The organism is Streptomyces swartbergensis (genome assembly GCF_002148965.1).
GTDB classification, from domain to species: domain Bacteria; phylum Actinomycetota; class Actinomycetes; order Streptomycetales; family Streptomycetaceae; genus Streptomyces; species Streptomyces swartbergensis.
Genome location: NZ_NGFN01000767.1, coordinates 1 through 906 on the forward strand (window position 1 = coordinate 1; position 906 = coordinate 906).

A 906-nucleotide genomic window follows, 5' to 3' on the forward strand; every position below is an offset into this window, starting at 1 on the left:
GCCCTGGGCGATGCGCCGGGCGCGCTGCCGGGCGGCGGCCTTGTCCTGGACGACCTCCGCGCAAATCTCGCACGCAGCGCCGGTCCGCCAGATCACACCGGCCTCGCAGTCCTGGTAGCCGCAGCCCCACCGGGGCAGAGCCACACCCAGCAGCCAGCGGCCCGGGTCCCGGATGTCGGAGAGCATCACCTTGGCCAGCCGGGCGGTCAGCCGGTGCTGCATCCGCTCGGGCGAGGTGCCCTCGCTCAGCTGGCGCCCCACCTCACGGGCCACCTTCCGCGCCACGAAGTCGTTCACCTGCTCCAGCAGCACGTGCACCGGTTCCAGGACGGCGTAGATCTGAGCGTTCATCGCCAGACACGGGCCGCCGTACGACCCGGCCGCGGCCCCGTCCCGGCTGCTGCGGTTCTTCGGCTTCGAGGGGGAGGGCTGGTTCTGTCCACCCGCGCGAAGCGCGAGACCACCTTCGCCCGCAGCAGCCGCAGCTTCACCACCGGCCGGGTTTTCCACAGGCCCAGCCGCCTTACCCACCTGTACCTCGCCTACGGCGGGTGACAAGAGCGCACGCCCGTCATCAGGTGAGTCAGTCATAGGTACTTCCCTATTCGCGAGGGATCCCTCACCAACCGGGGAACCCGATCCCTCACCAACTTGGGAACTGCCCGATCCTTCAGAACCACTGTCCACAGCCGCCTCAGCAGCCTCCGGAGCACCGCCGGAGCGGTCGGCCGGGACGTCCGTACGGGCCTCCGGAGCAAGGTCATGCGCGATGTACAGATTCCGGCCCCGCGCCCCCGCACGCCGCTGCACCGTCATCCAGCGCGCCGCCTCCACCTCGTCCACGACCGCCGACGCCGCCGTCACCGACAGCGCCTCGCCGGCCTTCTTGCCCGAGTGGTGCCGAAG

The 906-nt window shown here is 70.8% G+C and carries 1 pseudogene; it reads right to left on the minus strand.

What is annotated here, in order from left to right:
* Positions 1 to 351: pseudogene (locus tag CA983_RS48750) on the minus strand (hypothetical protein); the annotation flags it as partial.
* Between the last annotated feature and the right edge of the window lie 555 nt (positions 352 to 906).